The organism is Roseobacter sp. OBYS 0001 (assembly GCF_019654895.1).
GTDB classification, from domain to species: Bacteria; Pseudomonadota; Alphaproteobacteria; order Rhodobacterales; family Rhodobacteraceae; genus Roseobacter; species Roseobacter litoralis.
This window is the reverse complement of record NZ_BPES01000001.1, coordinates 667002-686969: the sequence shown is the minus strand read 5'-3', so window position 1 is coordinate 686969 and position 19968 is coordinate 667002. Positions and strand designations below refer to the sequence as shown.

The following is a 19968-nucleotide window of genomic DNA, read 5'->3' as shown; positions in this document are numbered from 1 at the left end:
CCACGGAGATACCGATGAAAAAGACCCTCGCACTGGCGCTTGCCGCCTCCACAGCACTCAGCACAGGCGCTTTTGCTCAAGACATCACCGAATTCCGCATCGGGATCCTCGGCGGTGAAAACGCGCAGGACCGGATGAACAGCTATCAGTGTCTGGCGGATTACACGAGCGAAGCGCTCGGCGTCGAAACCAAGCTTTTCGCACCTGCCGACTATAATGGCGTCATTCAAGGCCTTCTGGGGGGCACGATCGACATGGCATGGTTGGGCGCATCCTCCTATGCTGCAACTTTCCTGCAGGACCCGGACGCGGTTGAGCCTGTTTTGATCAAGGTCAATCTTGATGGCTCCGTCGGCTATCATTCCATCGGCTTTGCCCGTGTCGACAGCGGCGTCACATCGCTGGATGACATGGAGGGCAAAGTGTTCGGTTTCGGTGATCCAAACTCCACATCTGGCTACCTTATCCCGTCCATCGAGATCCCGCAGTACAAGGACGGCATCACTATGGAAACCGGCGAATACTTCGGTGAAGTCAAATTCACGGGCGGTCATGAGCAAACCATCGTCGCCGTGAACAACGGCGATATCGATGGCGGCGTCACATGGGCCGATGGACAGGGCAACTGGGAAGACGGCTACAATTCCGGCGCGCTGCGCAAAGCGGTTGACGCAGGTCTCGTCGACATGAATGACATGGTGCAGATCTGGAAATCCAACGTGATCCCCGAAGGCCCCGTTGTTCTGCGTCAAGCCCTGCCCGATGGGGTCAAAGCCACAATGGTTGCGCTGGTTGATGGTCTTTACGAAGCAGACCCGGAATGTGCGTATGGTGTCGCTGCGGGCGATACGCTGGGCTTCCAGCCCGTCACCCACGCGATGTACGAGAGCATCGTGGCGGCACGCCAGTCCGTGATCGGCAACTAAGTCACTTCGCAACGTATCCGGCAGCCTCCATGGGCTGCCGGTATTCTTCTGTTTGGGGGCCGGGATGTCAGACATATCACTTAGCGGTTCGGCGCATACAATAGGCAACATACAGTCTGCCTATATGGCGCAGGTACAACGCCGCAGGCTCTATGGCGGTCTCACCCTCCTGATTTTCGTCGTTCTGATGGTGTCGGGCTTTAATGTCGCCGATGATCGCAATGCCGGTGGTTTCTGGGAAGGTCTGCACCAGATCGGCGACTACCCTGCCGATGTTCTGTCCGAAGCGTGGGAGAAACGCGCCGATCTGCCTGCGCTGATCGCCAAGTATTTTCCGGCCTTGGCGGAGACCATCAACATCGCGGCCGTCTCGACCCTGATCGGGGCAATGGGCGGTTTGTTCCTGTCGCTGCTGGGCACCCGCGGCTTGGCAAAATGGCCGCGTCTGATCCCCTTGTTCCGCCGCATTTCAGACATCATGCGCGCCGTGCCCGAAATCGTCATCGCGCTGGTTCTGATCTTTGTACTGGGTGGCGGCCCGGTGCCGGCCATGATCGCCATCGCCATCCACACGGCGGGCGCTCTGGCCAAGATGTTTTCCGAAGTCTCCGAAAACACCGACCTGAAAGCTGTCGAAGGGCTGTCCTCCACAGGTGCCACGTGGTCGCAACGGATGCTTCTGGGCGTGCTGCCACAGGTCGCGCCAAACTACCTGAGCTATGCTTTGCTCCGCTTCGAGATCAACATCCGTGCCTCTGCCATACTGGGCTTCGTTGGCGCGGGCGGGCTGGGATATGAGCTGCGCAATTCCATGGCTTGGGGACCGGGCCGTTTTGATGAAGCCGCCGCGATTTTCATCCTGCTGTTCGGAACGATCGTGTTCTTTGATCAACTCTCCAGCCGCTACCGCAACCGTTTGACCGAGGGGCAAGGCCAATGACGACCATTGATCTGGACGCGACCAAGTTTGAGGCCGAAAAGCTTTTTCAGCGCAAACGTTTGATTGGTTTTGGCATCCCGTCGATCATCGCCGTCTACTTCGTCTATATCTTCTTTGCGTTTGACCTGCCGGGTCTTGCCGGACGCGCCAATATGGAAAACGCCGTGACGCTGGCGTCCGACAGCTGGTCTCACAAGGTGCATGTCACCCGGGACAATAGATCGGGAGAGATCACCTATGCCGTCGAGGGAGAGCGCAAGGGCCGCTACCCCGAAGGTCAAAGACCCGATTGGGTGAGCGGCGATGATGCGATCATCATCGAACTGGGGCGCGCGCATATTGTGCGATACCTGTCAGACAACCGGACCGAGATCGAAATTCCCGGCTTCCCACTGATCAAGGCGCAGGCCGAGGGGCGCACCGTCACGACCAACCTGCCCGATGATCTGCCCGATTGGATTTCCGCCTCCGACCGCCGCGTGGGCATCACCACACCCGAAGGCCGCATCACCCTGACCGGCGCGCGCACCGAAGTGTTCAATTATTTCCCCGGATGGGAGCTGTTCTGGTTCACGCTCGACAGCCCCTATCATGGTCACAGCCTTGGCACGCTGTTGTTCGCAGATCGCCTGGACCCCGCAAGATCAAACATCTCGGGCGCGATTTCGGACTGGTGGAACAACGCCATGTGGCGGCATAAGGATGTGGCCTGGGCCATTGGCGAGACGATCCTGATGGCTTTCCTTGGCACGATGGGGGCGGCCATCATCGCCCTGCCACTGGGGTTTCTGGCGGCCAAACGGTTTTCGCCCTTCATGTTGGTGCGCGCCGCCACCCGCCGCCTGTTCGATTTTGTGCGCGGTGTCGATGCGCTGATCTGGACGGTGGTTTTGGCCCGCGCCTTTGGCCCCGGCCCGCTCACGGGCGCATTGGCAATCCTGATCACGGATACCGGCACCTTTGGCAAAATCTTTTCGGAGGCTTTGGAAAACGTGGATCAAAAACAGATCGAGGGCGTCGCCTCGACCGGGGCCAAACCCTTGCAACGCTACCGCTTTGGCGTCATCCCGCAGATTGTGCCGGTGCTGTTGGCGCAAATCCTGTATTTTCTGGAATCCAACACCCGCTCGGCCACCATCATCGGCGCAATCACGGGCGGCGGCATCGGCCTGATGCTGACCCAAGCGATCCAGACCCAGAAAGACTGGGAGGAAGTCGCCTATTATATTGTCCTGATCATCGCCATGGTGATGTTCATGGACTGGTTCTCGGGCTGGCTGCGCGGCAAGCTGATCGGGCGCAAGGACGCATGACACGCTTCCTGATGACCGCAAGCAAGCGGGGGATTTGCACCCTGATGGCATTGTCCTCCTGCGCGCCGATCCCGAAGCGGGGTAAGGCAGAGGTTGATCTTAACCCATGCGCGGATGCAGCAAAGATCGCGGCGAGAGCGGCAGCTTTTATGATTGAGCAGACCGATAATCCCAATTGGTGAAATGGCGAGGAACGAGTGTTTTGAATAAGACCAGATTGAAACCGGATGTCCCCTTCATTCATCCCGAGTGCGAGATCACAGATGCAACATTCGGACAATATGTCGAAATCGGACGCGGCAGCCGCTTGGCTCATTGCGACATGGATGACTATTCATATTGCGACCGATTTGCCGACATCGCCAATGCCTCCATCGGAAAGTTCTCCAACATTGCAGCCTGCGTGCGGATCGGCGCGACGGACCACCCGATGGAAAAAGCAAGCCTGCATCACTTTCACTATCGCTCAGCCGACTATTTCGACGATGCGGCGCACGATGACGCCTGGTTCGATCACAGGCGGAGCCGCCGCACTGTGATCGGCCATGACACATGGCTTGGCCATGGCGCGCAGGTCCGGCCCGAAGTGAACATCGGCCATGGGGCAGTTGTCGCAGGCGGTGCCATTGTAACCAAGGATGTGCCGCCGTTCATGATCGTTGCAGGTATTCCAGCTGTCCCACTGCGCCCCCGTTTTGCGCCCTGCGTTGCTGACAGGCTGATGGCGCTTGCATGGTGGGATTGGCCGCACGACCGCCTGCGCGGCGCGCTTGATGATTTTCGCACCCTTAGTGCAGAGGAATTTCTGGAGCGCTACGAGGGCACGGTCTGACACAAGACGTCACTTGGTTTAGCCTTGCGTCGTTAGGAAAAGGCAGCCAGATCAAAGGCGTATCAGAAAATCTTTAGGCTAACCGCTTCCAATCTGTCTTGGCATCGGTGCTGCGGGCTTATGGTTTTTCGCGGTTCTGGGGCGTTAAGAAACCGACCGTGATCGCTGATACCGCGACCATGCCTGCCGCAGTGCCCAGCATGAGGGCCAGACCGCCTGCCTGATATGTCAGGCCCGACAGCAAGGTGCCGGCCAAGCGTCCACCCGCATTAGCCATGTAGTAAAAGCCCACATCCATCGTGACCCGCTCTGCCTTTGTAAAGGACAAGATCAGGTAGGAATGCAGCGATGAATTCACTGCAAAGACCGCCCCAAAGATCAGCAATCCGGCGACAAGCGTGACGGTGAGCCACATGTGCGGCCCAGTGGCGGTGATCGCCGCGAGTGTCAGCACCGCCGGAACCGCGGCAAGGCCCCAGCCCCATGTGCGGGCCGCGCCGATAAGTTCCGCTTCGGACCGTTCCCTCGCCCGCAAGATGCGCGGCGCATTGGCCTGAACGAGACCGTATAGAATGACCCAAAGGGCCATGAACGTCCCGATCATGAAGAATGCGGCGCGGTTACCCTCGGTCGTCCCATCCGACAACACAGCGTAGAAATAGATCGGTATGCCGACAACAAACCAGACGTCCCGCGCCCCGAACAGGAACACCCGTGCCGCACTCAGCCAGTTCACGTTGGGAGATTTTGAAAACACTTCCGAAAATTTCGCGCCCTTGCGCCCCTTCGGCAGCCCCGGCGGCATGGCAATCAAAACCACCAGCAGAATTGCGGCTAGGATCGCGGCCATGCCCAAAACCGCCCAGACAAATCCAACCATCGCCAGCAAAATCGCACCCAGCAGAAACCCCGCACCCTTCACCATGTTCTTCGACCCTGTCAGAATAGCCACCCAGCGAAAGAGCGCGCCATCCTGTGTCGGCGCGAGCAATTTGACAGCGGATTTGGACGACATCTTGGCAAGGTCCTTGGCCACGCCGCTTGCACCCTGCACAAGCATGACAAAAACAACGGATGTGCCAATCGCCCAGCCCGGATCAAGCTGTGCCAAAGCCAGCAGCGCCAGCACTTGCAACCCCAGCCCTGCATAGAGCGTCGACGTCAGGCCGAACCGCGCGGCAATCCAGCCCGCGCTCAGATTGGTGAGGACGCCGGCGATTTCATAGAGGACAAACAGATAGGCCAGCTGGACCGGAGAGAAGCCCAGCGTGTGAAAGTGCAACAGCACCAGCATGCGCAAGGCACCGTCGGTCAGCATGAATGCCCAATAGGCCGCCGTGACCGCGATATAGGCCGACAGGCCCTTTGGGCGCGTGGCGCTTTCGCTCACAGACTGTCCCCGACCATGCAGGCCACATCCACCAGCCGATGCGCATAGCCCATCTCGTTGTCATACCACGCATAGACCTTCACCTGCGTGCCATTGATCACCATGGTAGAGAGCGCATCGACGATGCTTGACCTTTCATCATTGGTGTAATCAGCGGAAACGAGCGGGCGTTCCTCATAGCCGAGGATGCCATTCAACGACCCTTCTGACGCGGCCTTGAACAGAGCGTTGACCTCGTCAGCGGTGGTCTCTTGTTCCACTTCGAACACGCAATCGGTCAGTGACGCATTGAGCAGTGGCACGCGGACGGCGTGACCATTCAGGCGGCCCGTCAGTTCGGGATAGATCAGCGTGATTGCGGTCGCACTGCCCGTCGTTGTCGGAATGAGGGAATTCAGCGCCGAGCGCGCGCGGCGCAGATCCTTGGCCGGACGGTCCACAATGATCTGCGTGTTGGTCACATTGTGGATCGTCGTGATGGAACCATGTTTGATCCGTAGGGTATCGTGAATGACCTTTACGACCGGCGCCAGACAATTGGTCGTGCAACTGGCTGCGGTCACGATACGGTGACGCTCCGGCGCATAGATATCGTGATTGACCCCGTAGACGATATTGGCAGCATCCCCGTCCTTGACCGGCGCCGATACCACCACTTTCTTTACCCCTGCGTCGAAATAGGGTGCTATTTTCGCCTCTGTCTTGAACACGCCCGTGCAATCAATCACCACATCGACGCCCTCCAGTGGCAGCGCGGCGATCTCGCCTGTGCCGATGAACGGCAGGCGCTGACCGTCGATTGTCACGCTGTCAGAAGCATGGGCGAAATCGGCCTTCCAGCGGCCATGGACGGTGTCAAATTCCAAAAGATGGGCGTGCATCTCCGGATCACCCGCCGCATCGTTGATCCATGCGATTTCAGCCCCTCGTTCCAGCAGCGGTTTCAAGGCCAGCTTGCCAATCCGGCCAAGGCCGTTGAGTGCGTAGACAGTCATATCTTTGATCCTTTGTCAGTAGATTGGCCGATCCCGTCGACAGCTTGCTGCAACGCCAAACGGTCCAATGACGCAACAGGCAAGGCAGCAAAAGCGATCATGCGGTTGCGCAGCGCGGCGTAGGCATGGTGAAAGGCGAGGCTTTTTTCTGCATCTGAACCCACAACCGTCGCCGGATCAGGCAGCCCCCAATGTGCGCTGATGGGCTGGCCGGGCCAGGAGGGGCATTCTTCATTTGCTGCCTGATTGCAGACGGTGAAGACGAAATCGAAATCCGGGGAGTCCGACCCTTGGAACTCGGAAATGTGTTTGGAACGAAGAAGCGATACATCATGCTCCTTTTTTTCCAGCACCTTGAGTGCAAACGGGTTCAGTTCCGAGCGCGGCTTGGTGCCTGCCGAGCAGGCCGTAAACCGATCAGCCGCGAGGTCGCGCAAGAGAGATTCCGCAAAGATGGACCGCACAGAATTGCCAGTGCATATGAATAGTACGTTATATTTGCGATCCGTGACTGGTCCGTCTTTTTCAGGCGCCAAATATGCATTCGGCACACAAATTTCAGGCCTGCCCCGGCAACAGTCGTGGAAGAGATAGTCAAAAGTCTCGCGCGCGGCATCCATGTCGATGGCATACCGCAGGGACGTGCCCACACGCTTTTGACGGATCAACCCCGCTTGCATCAGGGCGTTCACATAGTTCGACAGCGTATTCCGCTTTAGCCCGAGCGCCTTGGCCAGTTCCGTCGCCGGAACGTGATCAGGATAGCGCCGCATGAGCAAACGAAACAGCGCCAGCCGTTGCGGGTGGCCGAGTATCGAGAGTCGGTTGGGGATCATTAATTCCATAATTCACGAATATACGAATTAAAGACTTCTGGAAAGTGAACCTTTTATGACACGCAGTACTGATGACCATAGGTGTGAGACTGATCAGGCGATCCACGACAACCGGCGAGCCAGTGCCCGGCGGGATGATTGATCTTCAGGTTTCAAGCGTGAGCGTTACCCGGTCCCCTGCAAACCAGGTGCGACCGTATTCGACGGGTTGCCCGCGCGCGCATTGATTTACACCGGAGGATTTCAGCAGCGGATCGCCTTCGGCAACATGCAAGAGCAGCGCGTGGGTTGGCATGGCGCGCACGGCCGTCAGGCGGGTTGAGGCACGTGTATAGTCGTCGATGCCCACAACGCTCAATGCTTGCGTGACGCTGCTTGTGTCCTTCAACGCAGCGGTGATCCCCAAAAGGCGCGTTAGCGGAAACAGGCTTTCAAATACCGCAATCGGCTGACCATCAGCCAGTGAAAGCCCGTGATAGGCACAGACCGGATCGCCTGCCTCAATCTGCAACGCCTGCGCCTCACCAATGGTTGCAGCGCGCTCGTCCAACGCGAGCACGCGCTTTTCTGGCCTGCGTCCTGCTGCGATCAGGTTTTCGTGGAAACGCACTCGCTTGCCGATGGGATAGTTGGTTGGCGTGGCCGCGACAAAGGCCCCTGCACCGCGCCGGGTCCGCACCAGCCCTTCCTCAACCAATACGGATATCCCGTGGCGCACCGTGTGGCGGTTCACGCCAAAGCGCTCTGCCAGCGCGGCCTCGGTCGGTAGCTTATCGCCCATTTTATAGCGCCCTTCGGCCAAGTCGCTGCGCAAGGCGCCCGCGATGGCCTTCCAGATCGGGGTTTTGTCAGAGCTGTCACGCAAAATTCACAAATCTCTTCTGTCATAAAGGTGGGGATATGATAAGATATGTATAGTTGTATAGGAAAGAGACAAGTTGTCGAGATGAAAGACACTGTAAGCGAAAATAATCCCCGCAAGGCGTGGATGGGCCTGCTGGCAAAAGCGTCCGAAGGCCGTGTGGCCGCCCTGTTGGATGCTGAAATATCGCGCCCTGCTTTCACATGGCTGCGCGCACCGGAGATTGGCAGCACGATGGTGCGCGCGCGCGCTGGTGCCACCGGTGCGCCCTTCAATCTGGGCGAGATGACCATAACCCGCTGCGCACTGACGTTGGAGACCGGCGAAGTCGGACACAGCTATATTCAAGGGCGGCGCAAAGCAGATGCTGAGGTCGCCGCGCTGGTTGATGCGCTTATGCAGACCCCAATGGCGAGCAGGCTGCGCGAGACGGTTCTTGAGCCTCTGGAAGCAGAAATGACCGCCATGAAAGCCGCCCGCGCCGCCAAGGCGGCCGCAACAAAGGTTGATTTCTTTACCATGACCCGGGGAGAAGACTGATGCAGGCAAACACCCTGTCCGGCGGCTTTACCGATCCGGCCACCCAGTCAGCCCACGCCTTTCGCAGTGTGATGGAGGCCATGGCGCGTCCGGGCACCCTTCAGGATATCGAAGGGGCCGCACCCCCTGCCCCTGTGTCGCCCGCGATGGGCGCTGTTCTGCTGACGCTCTGCGATACGGAAACACCAATTTATCTGGCGGGCGACATGGATTGCGATGCGGTGCGGGCGTGGCTGTCCTTTCACACAGGTGCCCCGTTTGTTGGCCCGGCGCATTGCATGTTTGCGGTGGGCAAATGGGACGCGCTCGTGCCGCTTGCGGTCTATCCGATCGGCACGTCCGAGTATCCTGACCGCTCGGCCACGCTGATCGTCGAATGCGACGCGCTCGTCACCTCAGGTGCAACACTGAGCGGTCCCGGTATCAAGGATCATGCCGCGCTTTCCTTGCCAGAAGTGGAGGCGTTTCAGGCCAACCGAACCCTATTCCCGCTGGGGCTGGATTTCATTTTCACCTGTGGCGAACGCCTCGCGGCCTTGCCCCGCTCTACCGAAGTCTCGCGCTCAAGTGTTCCAGCGCGCGCGCACGCAGGAGCATCCTGACATGTATGTAGCAGTCAAAGGCGGAGAGCGGGCAATCGAGAATGCCCATGCCTGGCTCGCCGAAGAACGCCGCGGTGACACGGATATTGCGGAACTCAGCGTCGCGCAAATCCGCGCGCAACTCAGTCTTGCCGTCAATCGTGTCATGGCCGAAGGGTCGCTTTATGATCCGGACCTTGCGGCACTCGCGATCAAACAGGCGCGCGGCGATCTGATCGAAGCGATCTTCCTCATTCGCGCCTATCGCACCACGCTGCCGCGCTTTGGGGCGTCCGAGCCTGTGGATACCGGCGCTATGGCCTGTGATCGCCGCATCTCGGCCACATTCAAGGACTTGCCGGGTGGGCAGGTCTTGGGTCCGACCTTTGATTACACGCACCGTTTGCTCGATTTCAAACTGGCCGCAGATGGTGAGGCACCCAAGGCGCCCTCCCGTGACGCCGAGCCGGGCAATGTCCCGCATGTCACCGAATTCCTGAACCGCGAAGGGCTGATCGAAGAGGCCCCCCATGACGACACACCGCCCCCCGACCTGACCCGCGAACCGCTTGAGATGCCCGCCGACCGGGCCCTGCGCCTGCAGGCGCTGACCCGCGCGGACGAAGGTTTTACCCTTGGCCTCGCCTACTCCACACAGCGCGGCTATGGGCGCAACCATGCCTTTGTAGGCGAGTTGCGGATCGGGTCCGTTCCGGTTGAGATGGACATTCCCGAACTGGGATTTGCCGTTGAGATCGCAGAGGTGACCCTGACCGAATGCGAAACTGTTAACCAGTTCACCGGATCGAAAACGGAACCTCCGCAATTCACCCGCGGCTACGGGCTGGTTTTTGGCCAGACCGAGCGCAAGGCGATCTCCATGGCCTTGGTAGACCGCGCGCTACGCTGGGAAGAATTGGGCGAGGATAACGTCGGTGCACCCGCACAGGACGCGGAATTCGTGCTCTATCACGCCGACAATATTCAGGCGACAGGGTTTCTGGAGCATATCAAACTGCCCCACTACGTCGACTTTCAATCTGAACTGGAACTGGTGCGCAAGCTGCGCCGCGAAGCGGGTGCGCAACAGATGCAGGAGGCGGCGGAATGACCGAGTATAACTTCGCTTACTTAGATGAACAAACCAAGCGTATGATCCGCCGTGCGATCCTCAAGGGGCTGGCGATCCCCGGCTATCAGGTCCCTTTCGCCTCGCGCGAGATGCCGATGCCCTATGGTTGGGGAACGGGCGGCGTTCAGGTCTCGGCTGCGGTGCTCACGCCCGAGGACAGGTTCAAGGTGATTGACCAAGGGGCCGATGACACCACAAACGCCGTTTCAATCCGGACCTTCTTTCAACGCACAGCGGGCGTTGTGACGACCACGGCGACACGTGACGCCACCGTGATCCAGACCCGGCACCGCATCCCCGAAGAGCCACTGCACGAGGGTCAGATCCTTGTTTATCAGGTGCCGATCCCCGAACCGCTGCGTTTTCTTGAACCCCGTGAAAGCGAGACACGTAAGATGCACAGCCTTGAAGAATATGGACTGATGCATGTGAAACTTTACGAAGATATCAGCCGTCACGGCCATATTGCGACCTCTTACGCCTATCCGGTGAGGGTCGAGGGGCGCTACGTGATGGACCCCTCGCCGATCCCCAAATTCGACAACCCCAAACTGGGCAATATGGCCGCAATTCAGCTTTTTGGCGCGGGGCGCGAGCAACGTATTTATGCGCTACCGCCCTATACCCAAGTGGTCAGCCTCGACTTTGAGGATCACCCGTTCGAGGCGTCGAAGGCCGATCACCCCTGCGGCATGTGTGGTGCAACCGACAGCTATCTCGATGAGCTGATCATGGATGACGCAGGGGGGCGGATGTTTGTCTGCTCTGACACCGATTATTGCGAAGCGCGCCGCGCCGCGGGCCACATAGGAAAGGACGCAGCATGACACCTTTGCTATCCGTTCAGGGCATCACCAAGCGATACGGCACTCATATCGGGTGCGCGGATGTTTCGTTTGACCTCTATCCCGGTGAGGTTATGGGGATTGTTGGCGAAAGCGGATCGGGAAAATCCACCTTGCTCAATTGCATGGCAGGGCATTTGGTCCCCGATGCCGGACAGGTGGTGTTCGACACCCGCACGGACGGCCCGCGCGACACGATCACCATGTCCGAACCCGAACGGCGCATGCTGGGGCGCACCGATTGGGCCTTTGTCCACCAACACGCCCGCGACGGGCTGCGCATGGGCGTGAGTGCGGGTGGCAATGTGGGCGAGCGGTTGATGGCTGTGGGCGAACGCCACTACGGCGACATCCGCGACAAAGCCACGGACTGGCTGGGCCGGGTCGAGATCGATGCATCCCGTGTGGATGACCGGCCCACGACCTTCTCTGGCGGGATGCAGCAACGCCTGCAGATCGCGCGCAATCTGGTGACGGGCCCGCGTCTTGTGTTCATGGATGAACCCACAGGCGGCCTTGATGTGTCGGTTCAGGCGCGCCTGCTGGACTTGCTGCGCGGTCTCGTGCGCGACATGGGGCTGTCAGCGATCATTGTAACTCATGATCTGGCTGTCGTGCGCCTGCTGGCGGACCGCCTGATGGTCATGAAGTCCGGTCACGTTGTCGAGGCGGGCCTGACCGATCAGGTGCTGGACGATCCGCAGCACGCCTATAGCCAGCTTCTTGTCAGTTCCGTTTTACAGGTATGAGCCATGATTGAACTCAAAGACGTTTCCAAAACTTTTACCCTGCATAATCAGGGAAGTGCTGTGATTGAGGTGATCAACGATGTGTCCTTCGCGGTTGCCCCGGGGGAATGCGTGGCGCTCACCGGAGCCTCTGGTGCGGGTAAATCCACGCTGATGCGGATGATCTACGGCAATTACCTGACGCAGGCAGGTGAAATTCGCATTGGCGGTTTGGACATTGTTCGCTCTGAGCCGCGCGACATTATCAAACTGCGCCGTGACGTGCTGGGCTATGTCAGCCAGTTTCTGCGTGTGGTGCCGCGTGTCCCAACGCTCGATGTCGTGGCAGAGCCTCTGCGCGCTTTGGGCGTACCGGCAGATGAAGCGCAGAACCGCGCATCGGCGCTTCTGACCCAATTGAACATCCCCGAAAGACTGTGGTCCCTGTCCCCCACAACCTTTTCGGGCGGCGAGCAACAGCGCGTGAACATTGCCCGTGGTTTTGCCCATGGCTACCCTGCGATGTTGCTTGATGAACCCACTGCGAGCCTCGACGCCGCGAACCGCGAAGTGGTGCTCTCCCTCATCGAAGACGCCAAGGCGCGCGGCGCGGCCATCATCGGTATCTTCCATGATGAGGCCGCCCGTGCCCGCGTCTGTGATCGCGAAATTGATGTCGGCCGCTTTACCCCCGGAATGGCGGCGTGACGCGGAACGCAACGTCCGCGGGACGCCTCATCGCGGTTGTCGGCCCATCGGGTGTCGGCAAGGACAGCGTTATGGCGGGCATGCACCGCGCCATCCCCAGTTTGCATGTGGTGCGCCGCGTTATCACCCGCGCGCCCGGTCTTGGCGGCGAAGACTACGACGCGGCGAGCGTGGCGCAATTTGAAACCATGGTTGAAAACGGGGCTTTTACGCTGCATTGGGGCGCGCATGGGCTGCATTACGGCATTCCGATCACCGTCAGGCACCACCTTGCGCAGGGCACCGATTGCCTTGTCAATTTCTCCCGAAAGGCTCTGCCCCAAGCAGGAGAAATGTTTCCACGCCTCGTTGTTCTCAACATCACCGCGAAACCGGAAACGCTTGCGCAGCGTTTGGCCGCACGGGCCCGTGAGACGGAAGAGGAGATCAGCGAACGCCTTGCCGAGGCTGACAAACCCTTGCCCGCCGGGCTCGAGGTGATCCACCTCGCCAACGATGGCCCGCTGTCCCAGACCATCGCCCGGGCGGCGGACCTGCTTCAGCCGGTGAGTGTGTAGCGATGGACCCCCTCAAACCGGCCATCTTCCCACTCACCGCACAAGGCGATCTGTTCCAGAACGTCATGCCCGTAAGCCAGACGCAAGGGCTGATTGAAACGCGTCGTTGCGCGGTGTCATCGTGATGTCATTCAAAACCCGGCATATCCGGCTGGGGTGTCTCACGGCCCTGCGCTACATCCTATCCGAACCAAGATGCGCCGAAATCAGCCAAGGGCCCAGTCGGCGGCACATAATAAATTGCAAATCGAGAGCATGACATGAATTCCCCTTTTTCCACGTCCTCTTTGACAAAGGCTTGTGACAATGGTGTGTCAAGCGATCTATGTCTCGCCAATGCGCAGCTTGTTTTGCAAGATCAGGTACTTACCGGTGCGGTGACAATCGAACAAGGCGTCATTTGCGACATTACTGAGGGGGATCATGTCCCGACCGGTGCCGTGGATTGTGCCGGTGATCTCGTTCTTCCCGGTCTTGTCGAACTGCATACAGACAATGTCGAACGCCATATCGAACCGCGCCCGGAGGTGGACTGGCCACATTTGCCCGCCCTGATCGCGCATGATGCAGAACTGGCGTCCACGGGTATCACGACGGTGTTTGACGCCATGCGGGTGGGCTCCATCCACAGCGGCAAGGGTCGCTACACCGACTACGCCCGAAAGCTTGCGGATGAACTCCTCGCAGCGCGCGCGCAAGGGTATTTCAAGATCAGTCATTTCCTGCATCTGCGGGCTGAAATATGTTCTGAGACGCTGCTTGAAGAATTGGCGGCGTTCGGACCCTCAGACAGGGTCGGCATCGTCAGCCTGATGGATCACACCCCGGGCCAGCGCCAGTTTCGTGACCTGACGGCGCTGAAAACCTATGTCGCCAAGAAACGGGGGATGAACGACGCGGAATTTGCCGAACATGTTGAGACCCTTTTGGCTTTGCAAAAACGCCTCGGGGCAAAACACGAGGCGGGTGCAGTGAAAGAGGCCCGCCGCCTTGGTGCAGTTCTGGCCAGCCACGATGATACCACGGCCGATCATGTCGAAACCTCCGCGGGAAACGGCGTGGGTTTTGCCGAGTTTCCCACGACGGTTGAGGCCGCCAAAGCCTGTCGCGTCAACGGCATTGCCGTCATGATGGGCGCACCCAACCTGATCCGCGGCGGATCGCATTCTGGAAATGTCGCGGCAGAAGATCTCGCAAGAGCCGATCTTCTCGACATTGTCTCGTCAGACTATGTGCCCTCGGCGCTGCTTCTGTCTGCCTTCCGCCTTGCAGATATCTGGAATGATCTGCCCCGCGCCATTGCAACAGTGACCAGTAACCCCGCAGACGCCGTGCGGTTGCATGACCGTGGTGCTTTGAAAACAGGTTTGCGCGGTGATGTCTTGCGTGTGCGCAAAATCGAGCAAACGCCTCTGCTCCGCGGCGTCTGGAGCCAAGGCAACAGAGTTGGCTGAGGCTTTTGGGAGTCTCGGCCGCACACGTACCACAGGTTTCATGAAACCGTTGGGCCATGGATATGCACCTCCATTGCTCGACGAAAAGAATGAACCTGCAGCGTAGTATGAAACTGAAAGCCCTTTACTGTGTGCAAGCCTTGCCGCTGCGTCTGGCTGTGCAGCGACACCAGAAACCAGAAAACTTGCCCTCATTGATGTAGAAGACATGGAACTGGAACCACTTGACCAAGTCGCCAGAGATGTCGCCAGAGCAGTTATCACTGAGAAGGCTCGGCTTTCGGCAAGTGTTCTTGACCACCTTTTTAGCGGGGTCTGGGGCCTCTTCGCCATCCCGGTTTCGCAATCGACAGGACGAACCAAAAATCCTGCATCGTCCAGACCCTCAAACCTACTACTCAAGCGTTGACCGCAGACAGTTTTTGCTACGACCAAACGCACCCTATATTGACATGTATGTTGTCAATTTGACATTATACATGTCATGAATAAAAATGAACAACTCTACAGGCTGATATGGCTATCGCGCCCGCTCATGCAGGCTGCGGAAGCCGTTGTCGAGCGCGGTCTGGACGGTACCGGGCTGACGGTTAGAACGCGCGCAATTCTTGAAGTTCTCTCCACGCATGGTGAGGCGACGGTCCCCGATATCGCGCGCGCTCTGGAGATAAACCGACAGTATGTCCAGTTGATGGTCAACGAAACCCTTGCAGAGAAGCTGACAATCAAACAAGCGAATCCACGTCATAAAACGTCAACCAAGATCGCGCTGACGCAAAAGGGTCGTGCATTGATCGAGAAGGTTGTTTGCAACGAGATGGAGTTGGTCCGCGCGATGGCTGAACACCTCAAAAGTACCGATATTGAAACAGCTCTCGTTGTGACCTCAACGTTGATTGAACGACTTAAATCCAACACAGGAGAACCCCGAAAATGAGTTGGCTACTACCCGCTTTCATGGTTCTTGCCCCTGCACTTTGGTTTGCTAACGGGATTCGGAAGATCGGAAAGATTAGTTCAGGAGACCCAATCGGACCGCGACCCGGCACGGCGCTGTTGATGATTGATCTGCAAACCGTGTTCTGGGCGTCCGGGATTTTTGGCGAGAGCGTGAAAACAAAGGCCAAAGCGACCATTCTATCAGAAGCTGAGGCTGCCAAGACAAATCGCATTCCAATCATTGCTGTCAGGCAGGAATGGTCAATCCCGTCAACGCAGGCCATTGCAAGGCTTTTGATGAAGGGTCAGGCGGTCGCAGGGACACCGGGCACTGAAATCGCCAGCCCTTTCAGCGATCTTGCCGACCACGTCCTTGTAAAACGCGTTCAGGACGCGTTCGAGACCGGTGAGTTAGACAAGCTTCTCGTGGGTTTGGACGTTGGAAAGCTCCGTATTGTTGGGCTTGATACCAATTACTGTGTGGCCAAGACCGCGCTGGCCGCACGCCAGCGCGGATTTGAAGTTGAGATCGTCACGCGCGGTGTATTGTCTGCGGATACCACTGCTGCGGAAAAAACCCTCAATATGCTGCGGACCCGGCTTGTGACGCTGGACTAACGGCCAAATACTCATAGAAAAGGCACCCCAGTGCACTCTTTTCGTACGTCTTGCCCTGCCGCACGTTGATATGTGTCCATTCCTCGGTGACTTGATCCAGCTCGCTTGATGGATGCATCCCCAATAGAGCGAGAGAGACGACAACGACCAAAACCAAAAGGATATCAAGTACTGGCCGAATTTGGTCTTGCGATCCAGAGAGAACGAGAAGCTCTGCAAAACGTAAAAACCAATGGCGACGGCTAGTAAGACGACCCAACGCGGCGCCAGTCCCTCTGTGCTCGAAACGTGTTGCTTGAGCAGAGCGATATGTTCCATCTGAGCCCGAAAGACCAAACGGCATAAAGGGACCGTTGGAGGACAAGGGCTATTGTCAGAAAGGAGAAGCCGTAGTGCAGCAGCCAGACTCCACGCGTCTGCTCTCGCTATCCGCGACCGGGAAATAGAGACCGCAGCATCAATCAACCATGGCAAGATACCTGCACCAGCAAAGCCACTAGCTCCGATCCTCAAGCAGCACATTGACATTCTCAACCGAGTTGAGCATATGCTCAATTAAGTAAGCGGTCGTGCTTTGGTGAGAACAAATCGTGGCAAGAATCAAATGATTTTCGATCTGGAGAATTATCTGAGTTCGATCTGGCGCATTACGGTCGAACGGGGTGATATCGCGCCCCTACCGGATGATGGCGCGCAGATAAACGCTCATGTCGCAATAGATTGGAACCCAGATGGTGACTCAACGATCCCGCGCGCGCCTGCAGCATCATTGAGGGATATCTGCTTCCGCCTCAACTCACCCCGATTGGACGGCGTTCGAATCACCACGAGACACGCACCTTGGGCATTTGCAACTACAGAGGCAGATTGAAACAGACCAAGGCAAACGCGACATGAAAGGCACTCATCCAAACATCGACGTTATCGCAAGGATCGACACGGCTGACATGATCGCCAGTGCGGATGTGTTTCATCCAGACGTCGTTTGGCATTTTTTCAACCCCGACGCGCCGGAATTGGCAGGATCTTACAAAGGTATGGCTGGAATTGCCGATTTCTTCCAGAAGGTCCGTAGTTACGGCAAAGGGAATTTTGTGATTCAGCCGCAGGCCGTTCAGGCTGTTGGAGACGAGCTTGTGGTAGTGCATAGCCGCAACCAACTTGGAAAAGGTGAAAAAGTAATGGAGTTTGATGTAGTCGTGGTTTGGCGCATTATCGACGGAAGGGTCTCGGAGGTTTGGGATATCCCTGCAACGCGAACGGCCTGAGCCAACCGGTTGGAGGCCCGTCCGGCCCTGCGAAGGTGCCCTTTCCATGAGGCACATAGCAACTATCGGCACCGTGTCAGATCAAACCGCCCCGCTTTCTTGAATTGAGAACCATCAAACAAGACACTGATTACCTTGACTATACGCGGTTCTGAAACCGTACGTCCGAAAAGGAGAAACCGAATGCCATTTGCTCTGCCAGACCCGAAACGTCGAAACCCCCTCCTCTTTCCTGACGGGTCACACGATCCTGCAACCGTCTTTCTCAATCAGGTCATCGATCATCCCAATATCGAGATCGGTGACTGGACATATTATCATGACCGACGCCTGCCCCAGGACTATGCGGAAACTCTTGCACCCTACCTGTTTCAGGGAGCGCCCGAACGCCTTATCATCGGGCGTTTTTGCCAGATCGCGCAGGGTGTAGAGTTCATCACGGCGACCGCAAACCATCCGATGTCCGGTGTCTCAACCTACCCTTTTGCAATTTTTGATCCCCCTCGGTTCGCAAGCTACCGATCGGACCTTCCTCGCGGGCACGACACGATCGTCGGCAATGATTGCTGGATTGGACGTCGCGCGACACTCTTGCCTGGCGCAGAACTTGGAAACGGCGTTATCGTAGCCGCAAATGCAGTTGTCCGCGGAAAAATCCCTGACTATGCCATCGTTGGCGGCAACCCGGCGGAGGTTATCCGCATGCGCTACACCGAGCAGGATATCGAAACGCTGCTTGGGCTTCGCTGGTGGGACTGGCCGACGAAGGCGATCGAGAACGCTATTCCAGCCATCGAGGCCGGAGATGTGGCGGGCTTGCGCGCCGCAGCACCGTAAAGGCAGTATCCAATGACCATGACGGCACCATCGCGCATCGCACAGGTCTGTAACAGGATTGAGGCGGACATTGCAGCACCCTGGCGCACCGCAGACCTCGCGCGTGAGGCCGGAATGACGCATCATCACTTCCAACGGCAATTCGCCGCCTAAACCGGCAAAACTGTGGCAGGTTACATCCGCAGTCGTCGGTTAAGGCGCGCCGCAATCCTGCTGCATGAACTGACATCACGCTCAAAACCCTGCCGGTGACAGTGCTGGACTGGCCTGTGGTCACGCTTCCCATCGGGCGGGACTCAAATGGTTGCCAATGGGTGCGCAATTGGTCGGTAAGCCGAGTTTAGACGGGCGCTTGCTGTCAATCTCGTCAAAAGTTCTGGCGGCACTTTTGTGATTGGGGTGAACCGGCCCAGGCATGCCTGCCGGGCCGGGCATGCCGCATTATCTTGTCACAGCGAAACAGTACTCGGCACCGTGGCACTGGAAGCTTCTATCCAATCCGCCAGATCTCCGTACAGCTCCGCACTGTGCGGATCGTCAAGGAGCCAATGGCCACTTCGTGGATACATCCGAAACGTAGAAGGCACGGGCGACACCGAATAGTACTCCGCAATCTGCCGCACGACTGTCGCAGGCACCGCGCGGTCCCGACCAGCAGCAACGGTCAGCGTTGGGATGCGCAGGCTATCTGGCGCGATGTCGATGCCCATGGTCATATCAGCAAAGAGCTGCCCGGGCTCGTAAACCATGTCACGCAATGCCCGATCTTGCCGACGTTTCGAAAGCGGGTAGAGAAGTACATCCCTCGCACCACGACGCCAAGCTTTGTGAAACCGCGCTGTGTCTCCGGAAAAAAGTACATTTGCGAAACACCAAAGTATCCAAGGTGATCGGTTCGGTATCGCCTTGGGCGGTGCCGGGGCGAGGAACACTGCCTTTGTGCAAAGACCCTCCGCTGCCACGATCTGCGCAATGAGACCCCCCATGGAGTGACCAATTACGACAGGAGGTCGGCCTGTCCGCGACGTTGACGCCCGGCATAATGAGCGGACCTCCGAGACGAATTCGTCCAATCCCTTTGCAGGCGCTTTCAACCCGGGCAGACACTTTGGCCGATGCGCTTTTAGTAAGGTCGGCGCGTGACATTTCATCCCTCGCGCGTCGAGGTAGGCTCGTAGCGGGTCCCAAACAGTGCCCTGGCATCCCAGTCCGTGGATCAAAAGGACTTCATCCTGATGCATTAAGGCGCTTGAGGAACTCTGTGTTGCACACATTCTTGCCTATTTCCTTATCAAGATTGATTTTGGCGGCCCATGGCTTCACGCCGCCCCTCTTCCGCCTCAACCACTCGCTCAGCGACCCCAATGGAATTTGGAGGGTTGGATGCCGAACCAACAAGTGAACCTGATGCAGCGAAGGTTTTCCTGCCCGCCCCGTCGTCCGCAGCGACAGCTTCATACGTGTTGCCGTTCCGATTGCTTTGATCTCGTGACGCTTTGCTTGCCGCCTGCATTCGCCGGTATTTATGCTGTATTCGGCTCATCTGAGGCAAGGGTGGAAATGCTTTGCGGTATGACGCAAACGCTGGTCTTGTTAACGTCAAAATCTCACAAAGCTCCGCCGAAAAACTGGCTGCCGAACGCCTCGGCCAAGCCGGTTCTTTCGGC

General features: G+C 58.0%; 22 protein-coding genes. 17 read left to right on the top strand and 5 right to left on the bottom strand.

The window, feature by feature from the left end; genetic code table 11:
• Window positions 1–14 precede the first annotated feature (14 nt).
• The 4 genes from phnD (at window position 15) to K5Q35_RS03305 (ending at window position 4011) form a co-directional block, all read left to right on the top strand.
• Entirely contained in the window at window positions 15–926 is a 912-nt protein-coding gene (gene phnD / locus K5Q35_RS03320) for a phosphonate ABC transporter substrate-binding protein (RefSeq protein WP_220798424.1), read from the top strand.
• Window positions 927–990: 64 nt separating this feature from the next.
• Window positions 991–1866: a phosphonate ABC transporter, permease protein PhnE gene (gene phnE / locus K5Q35_RS03315; RefSeq protein ID WP_220798423.1), complete on the top strand. Its 876-nt coding sequence runs from the start codon at window positions 991–993 to the stop codon at window positions 1864–1866.
• Window positions 1863–3179, top strand: a complete 1317-nt coding sequence (gene phnE, locus K5Q35_RS03310; protein WP_220798422.1) for a phosphonate ABC transporter, permease protein PhnE — start codon at window positions 1863–1865, stop codon at window positions 3177–3179. Before phnE (K5Q35_RS03315) ends, phnE (K5Q35_RS03310) begins: the two co-directional genes overlap by 4 nt.
• A 202-nt stretch (window positions 3180–3381) precedes the next feature.
• Complete coding sequence (locus K5Q35_RS03305) at window positions 3382–4011, top strand: chloramphenicol acetyltransferase (protein ID WP_220798421.1); 630 nt, start codon at window positions 3382–3384, stop codon at window positions 4009–4011.
• 118 nt (window positions 4012–4129) lie between these two features.
• Here K5Q35_RS03305 and arsJ read toward each other — a convergent pair whose 3' ends face one another.
• From arsJ to phnF, 4 genes are all read right to left on the bottom strand, one after another.
• Window positions 4130–5401: an organoarsenical effux MFS transporter ArsJ gene (gene arsJ / locus K5Q35_RS03300; RefSeq protein WP_220798420.1), complete on the bottom strand. Its 1272-nt coding sequence runs from the start codon at window positions 5399–5401 to the stop codon at window positions 4130–4132.
• Window positions 5398–6396 (bottom strand): ArsJ-associated glyceraldehyde-3-phosphate dehydrogenase, encoded by a 999-nt coding sequence (locus K5Q35_RS03295; protein WP_220798419.1) that lies wholly within the window; start codon window positions 6394–6396, stop codon window positions 5398–5400. Before K5Q35_RS03295 ends, arsJ begins: the two co-directional genes overlap by 4 nt.
• Window positions 6393–7241 carry a helix-turn-helix domain-containing protein gene (locus K5Q35_RS03290; protein ID WP_220798418.1) on the bottom strand — a complete coding sequence of 283 codons (849 nt, stop codon included), beginning with the start codon at window positions 7239–7241 and terminating at the stop codon, window positions 6393–6395. Before K5Q35_RS03290 ends, K5Q35_RS03295 begins: the two co-directional genes overlap by 4 nt.
• A 136-nt stretch (window positions 7242–7377) precedes the next feature.
• On the bottom strand, window positions 7378–8097 hold the full coding sequence (phnF, locus tag K5Q35_RS03285; protein WP_220798417.1) for a phosphonate metabolism transcriptional regulator PhnF: 720 nt from the start codon (window positions 8095–8097) through the stop codon (window positions 7378–7380).
• Window positions 8098–8178: 81 nt separating this feature from the next.
• Between phnF and phnG the strand changes: the two genes are divergently transcribed.
• The 13 genes from phnG to K5Q35_RS03220 all read left to right on the top strand — a co-directional run bounded on the left by phnG (window position 8179) and on the right by K5Q35_RS03220 (window position 18454).
• On the top strand, window positions 8179–8634 hold the full coding sequence (gene phnG, locus K5Q35_RS03280; protein ID WP_013961609.1) for a phosphonate C-P lyase system protein PhnG: 456 nt from the start codon (window positions 8179–8181) through the stop codon (window positions 8632–8634).
• A complete protein-coding gene (phnH, locus tag K5Q35_RS03275; protein WP_220798416.1) occupies window positions 8634–9236 on the top strand; it encodes a phosphonate C-P lyase system protein PhnH in 603 nt (200 codons plus the stop codon). Before phnG ends, phnH begins: the two co-directional genes overlap by 1 nt.
• A 1-nt stretch (window position 9237) precedes the next feature.
• Window positions 9238–10326 carry a carbon-phosphorus lyase complex subunit PhnI gene (locus K5Q35_RS03270; protein ID WP_220798415.1) on the top strand — a complete coding sequence of 363 codons (1089 nt, stop codon included), beginning with the start codon at window positions 9238–9240 and terminating at the stop codon, window positions 10324–10326.
• Window positions 10323–11174, top strand: coding sequence for an alpha-D-ribose 1-methylphosphonate 5-phosphate C-P-lyase PhnJ (locus K5Q35_RS03265; RefSeq protein ID WP_220798414.1), 852 nt, complete (start codon window positions 10323–10325; stop codon window positions 11172–11174). Before K5Q35_RS03270 ends, K5Q35_RS03265 begins: the two co-directional genes overlap by 4 nt.
• Window positions 11171–11941: a phosphonate C-P lyase system protein PhnK gene (phnK, locus tag K5Q35_RS03260; RefSeq protein ID WP_220798413.1), complete on the top strand. Its 771-nt coding sequence runs from the start codon at window positions 11171–11173 to the stop codon at window positions 11939–11941. Before K5Q35_RS03265 ends, phnK begins: the two co-directional genes overlap by 4 nt.
• A gap of 3 nt (window positions 11942–11944) precedes the next feature.
• Entirely contained in the window at window positions 11945–12628 is a 684-nt protein-coding gene (gene phnL, locus K5Q35_RS03255) for a phosphonate C-P lyase system protein PhnL (protein ID WP_220798412.1), read from the top strand.
• Window positions 12625–13185, top strand: coding sequence for a phosphonate metabolism protein/1,5-bisphosphokinase (PRPP-forming) PhnN (gene phnN / locus K5Q35_RS03250; protein ID WP_220798411.1), 561 nt, complete (start codon window positions 12625–12627; stop codon window positions 13183–13185). The genes phnL and phnN overlap by 4 nt, the downstream gene beginning before the upstream one ends.
• Before the next feature lie 260 nt (window positions 13186–13445).
• Window positions 13446–14639 carry an alpha-D-ribose 1-methylphosphonate 5-triphosphate diphosphatase gene (locus K5Q35_RS03245; RefSeq protein WP_220798410.1) on the top strand — a complete coding sequence of 398 codons (1194 nt, stop codon included), beginning with the start codon at window positions 13446–13448 and terminating at the stop codon, window positions 14637–14639.
• A 484-nt stretch (window positions 14640–15123) separates the two neighbouring features.
• Complete coding sequence (locus K5Q35_RS03240; RefSeq protein ID WP_220798409.1) at window positions 15124–15576, top strand: MarR family winged helix-turn-helix transcriptional regulator; 453 nt, start codon at window positions 15124–15126, stop codon at window positions 15574–15576.
• A gap of 122 nt (window positions 15577–15698) precedes the next feature.
• Complete coding sequence (locus K5Q35_RS03235; RefSeq protein WP_245538140.1) at window positions 15699–16196, top strand: cysteine hydrolase family protein; 498 nt, start codon at window positions 15699–15701, stop codon at window positions 16194–16196.
• 893 nt (window positions 16197–17089) lie between these two features.
• Window positions 17090–17464 carry a nuclear transport factor 2 family protein gene (locus tag K5Q35_RS03230; RefSeq protein WP_220798407.1) on the top strand — a complete coding sequence of 125 codons (375 nt, stop codon included), beginning with the start codon at window positions 17090–17092 and terminating at the stop codon, window positions 17462–17464.
• A gap of 183 nt (window positions 17465–17647) precedes the next feature.
• The gene (locus K5Q35_RS03225) at window positions 17648–18301 is read left to right on the top strand and encodes a CatB-related O-acetyltransferase (protein WP_013961595.1); all 654 of its coding nucleotides are present in this window, start codon (window positions 17648–17650) and stop codon (window positions 18299–18301) included.
• A gap of 12 nt (window positions 18302–18313) precedes the next feature.
• Window positions 18314–18454 carry a hypothetical protein gene (locus K5Q35_RS03220; protein ID WP_220798406.1) on the top strand — a complete coding sequence of 47 codons (141 nt, stop codon included), beginning with the start codon at window positions 18314–18316 and terminating at the stop codon, window positions 18452–18454.
• A gap of 296 nt (window positions 18455–18750) precedes the next feature.
• Here K5Q35_RS03220 and K5Q35_RS03215 read toward each other — a convergent pair whose 3' ends face one another.
• A complete protein-coding gene (locus K5Q35_RS03215) occupies window positions 18751–19542 on the bottom strand; it encodes an alpha/beta hydrolase (RefSeq protein WP_220798405.1) in 792 nt (263 codons plus the stop codon).
• Window positions 19543–19968: the final 426 nt, after the last annotated feature.

Bases quoted from the DNA above. Each gene is read 5' to 3' on its own strand.
- phnD (WP_220798424.1), top strand. From the start codon at position 15: ATGAAAAAGACCCTCGCACTGGCGCTTGCCGCCTCCACAGCACTCAGC.
- phnE (WP_220798423.1), top strand. From the start codon at position 991: ATGTCAGACATATCACTTAGCGGTTCGGCGCATACAATAGGCAACATA.
- phnE (WP_220798422.1), top strand. From the start codon at position 1,863: ATGACGACCATTGATCTGGACGCGACCAAGTTTGAGGCCGAAAAGCTT.
- K5Q35_RS03295 (WP_220798419.1), bottom strand. From the start codon at position 6,396: ATGACTGTCTACGCACTCAACGGCCTTGGCCGGATTGGCAAGCTGGCC.
- K5Q35_RS03290 (WP_220798418.1), bottom strand. From the start codon at position 7,241: ATGGAATTAATGATCCCCAACCGACTCTCGATACTCGGCCACCCGCAA.
- phnG (WP_013961609.1), top strand. From the start codon at position 8,179: ATGAAAGACACTGTAAGCGAAAATAATCCCCGCAAGGCGTGGATGGGC.
- phnH (WP_220798416.1), top strand. From the start codon at position 8,634: ATGCAGGCAAACACCCTGTCCGGCGGCTTTACCGATCCGGCCACCCAG.
- K5Q35_RS03270 (WP_220798415.1), top strand. From the start codon at position 9,238: ATGTATGTAGCAGTCAAAGGCGGAGAGCGGGCAATCGAGAATGCCCAT.
- K5Q35_RS03265 (WP_220798414.1), top strand. From the start codon at position 10,323: ATGACCGAGTATAACTTCGCTTACTTAGATGAACAAACCAAGCGTATG.
- phnK (WP_220798413.1), top strand. From the start codon at position 11,171: ATGACACCTTTGCTATCCGTTCAGGGCATCACCAAGCGATACGGCACT.
- phnL (WP_220798412.1), top strand. From the start codon at position 11,945: ATGATTGAACTCAAAGACGTTTCCAAAACTTTTACCCTGCATAATCAG.
- K5Q35_RS03245 (WP_220798410.1), top strand. From the start codon at position 13,446: ATGAATTCCCCTTTTTCCACGTCCTCTTTGACAAAGGCTTGTGACAAT.
- K5Q35_RS03240 (WP_220798409.1), top strand. From the start codon at position 15,124: ATGAATAAAAATGAACAACTCTACAGGCTGATATGGCTATCGCGCCCG.
- K5Q35_RS03235 (WP_245538140.1), top strand. From the start codon at position 15,699: ATGATTGATCTGCAAACCGTGTTCTGGGCGTCCGGGATTTTTGGCGAG.
- K5Q35_RS03230 (WP_220798407.1), top strand. From the start codon at position 17,090: ATGAAAGGCACTCATCCAAACATCGACGTTATCGCAAGGATCGACACG.
- K5Q35_RS03225 (WP_013961595.1), top strand. From the start codon at position 17,648: ATGCCATTTGCTCTGCCAGACCCGAAACGTCGAAACCCCCTCCTCTTT.
- K5Q35_RS03220 (WP_220798406.1), top strand. From the start codon at position 18,314: ATGACCATGACGGCACCATCGCGCATCGCACAGGTCTGTAACAGGATT.
- K5Q35_RS03215 (WP_220798405.1), bottom strand. From the start codon at position 19,542: ATGCATCAGGATGAAGTCCTTTTGATCCACGGACTGGGATGCCAGGGC.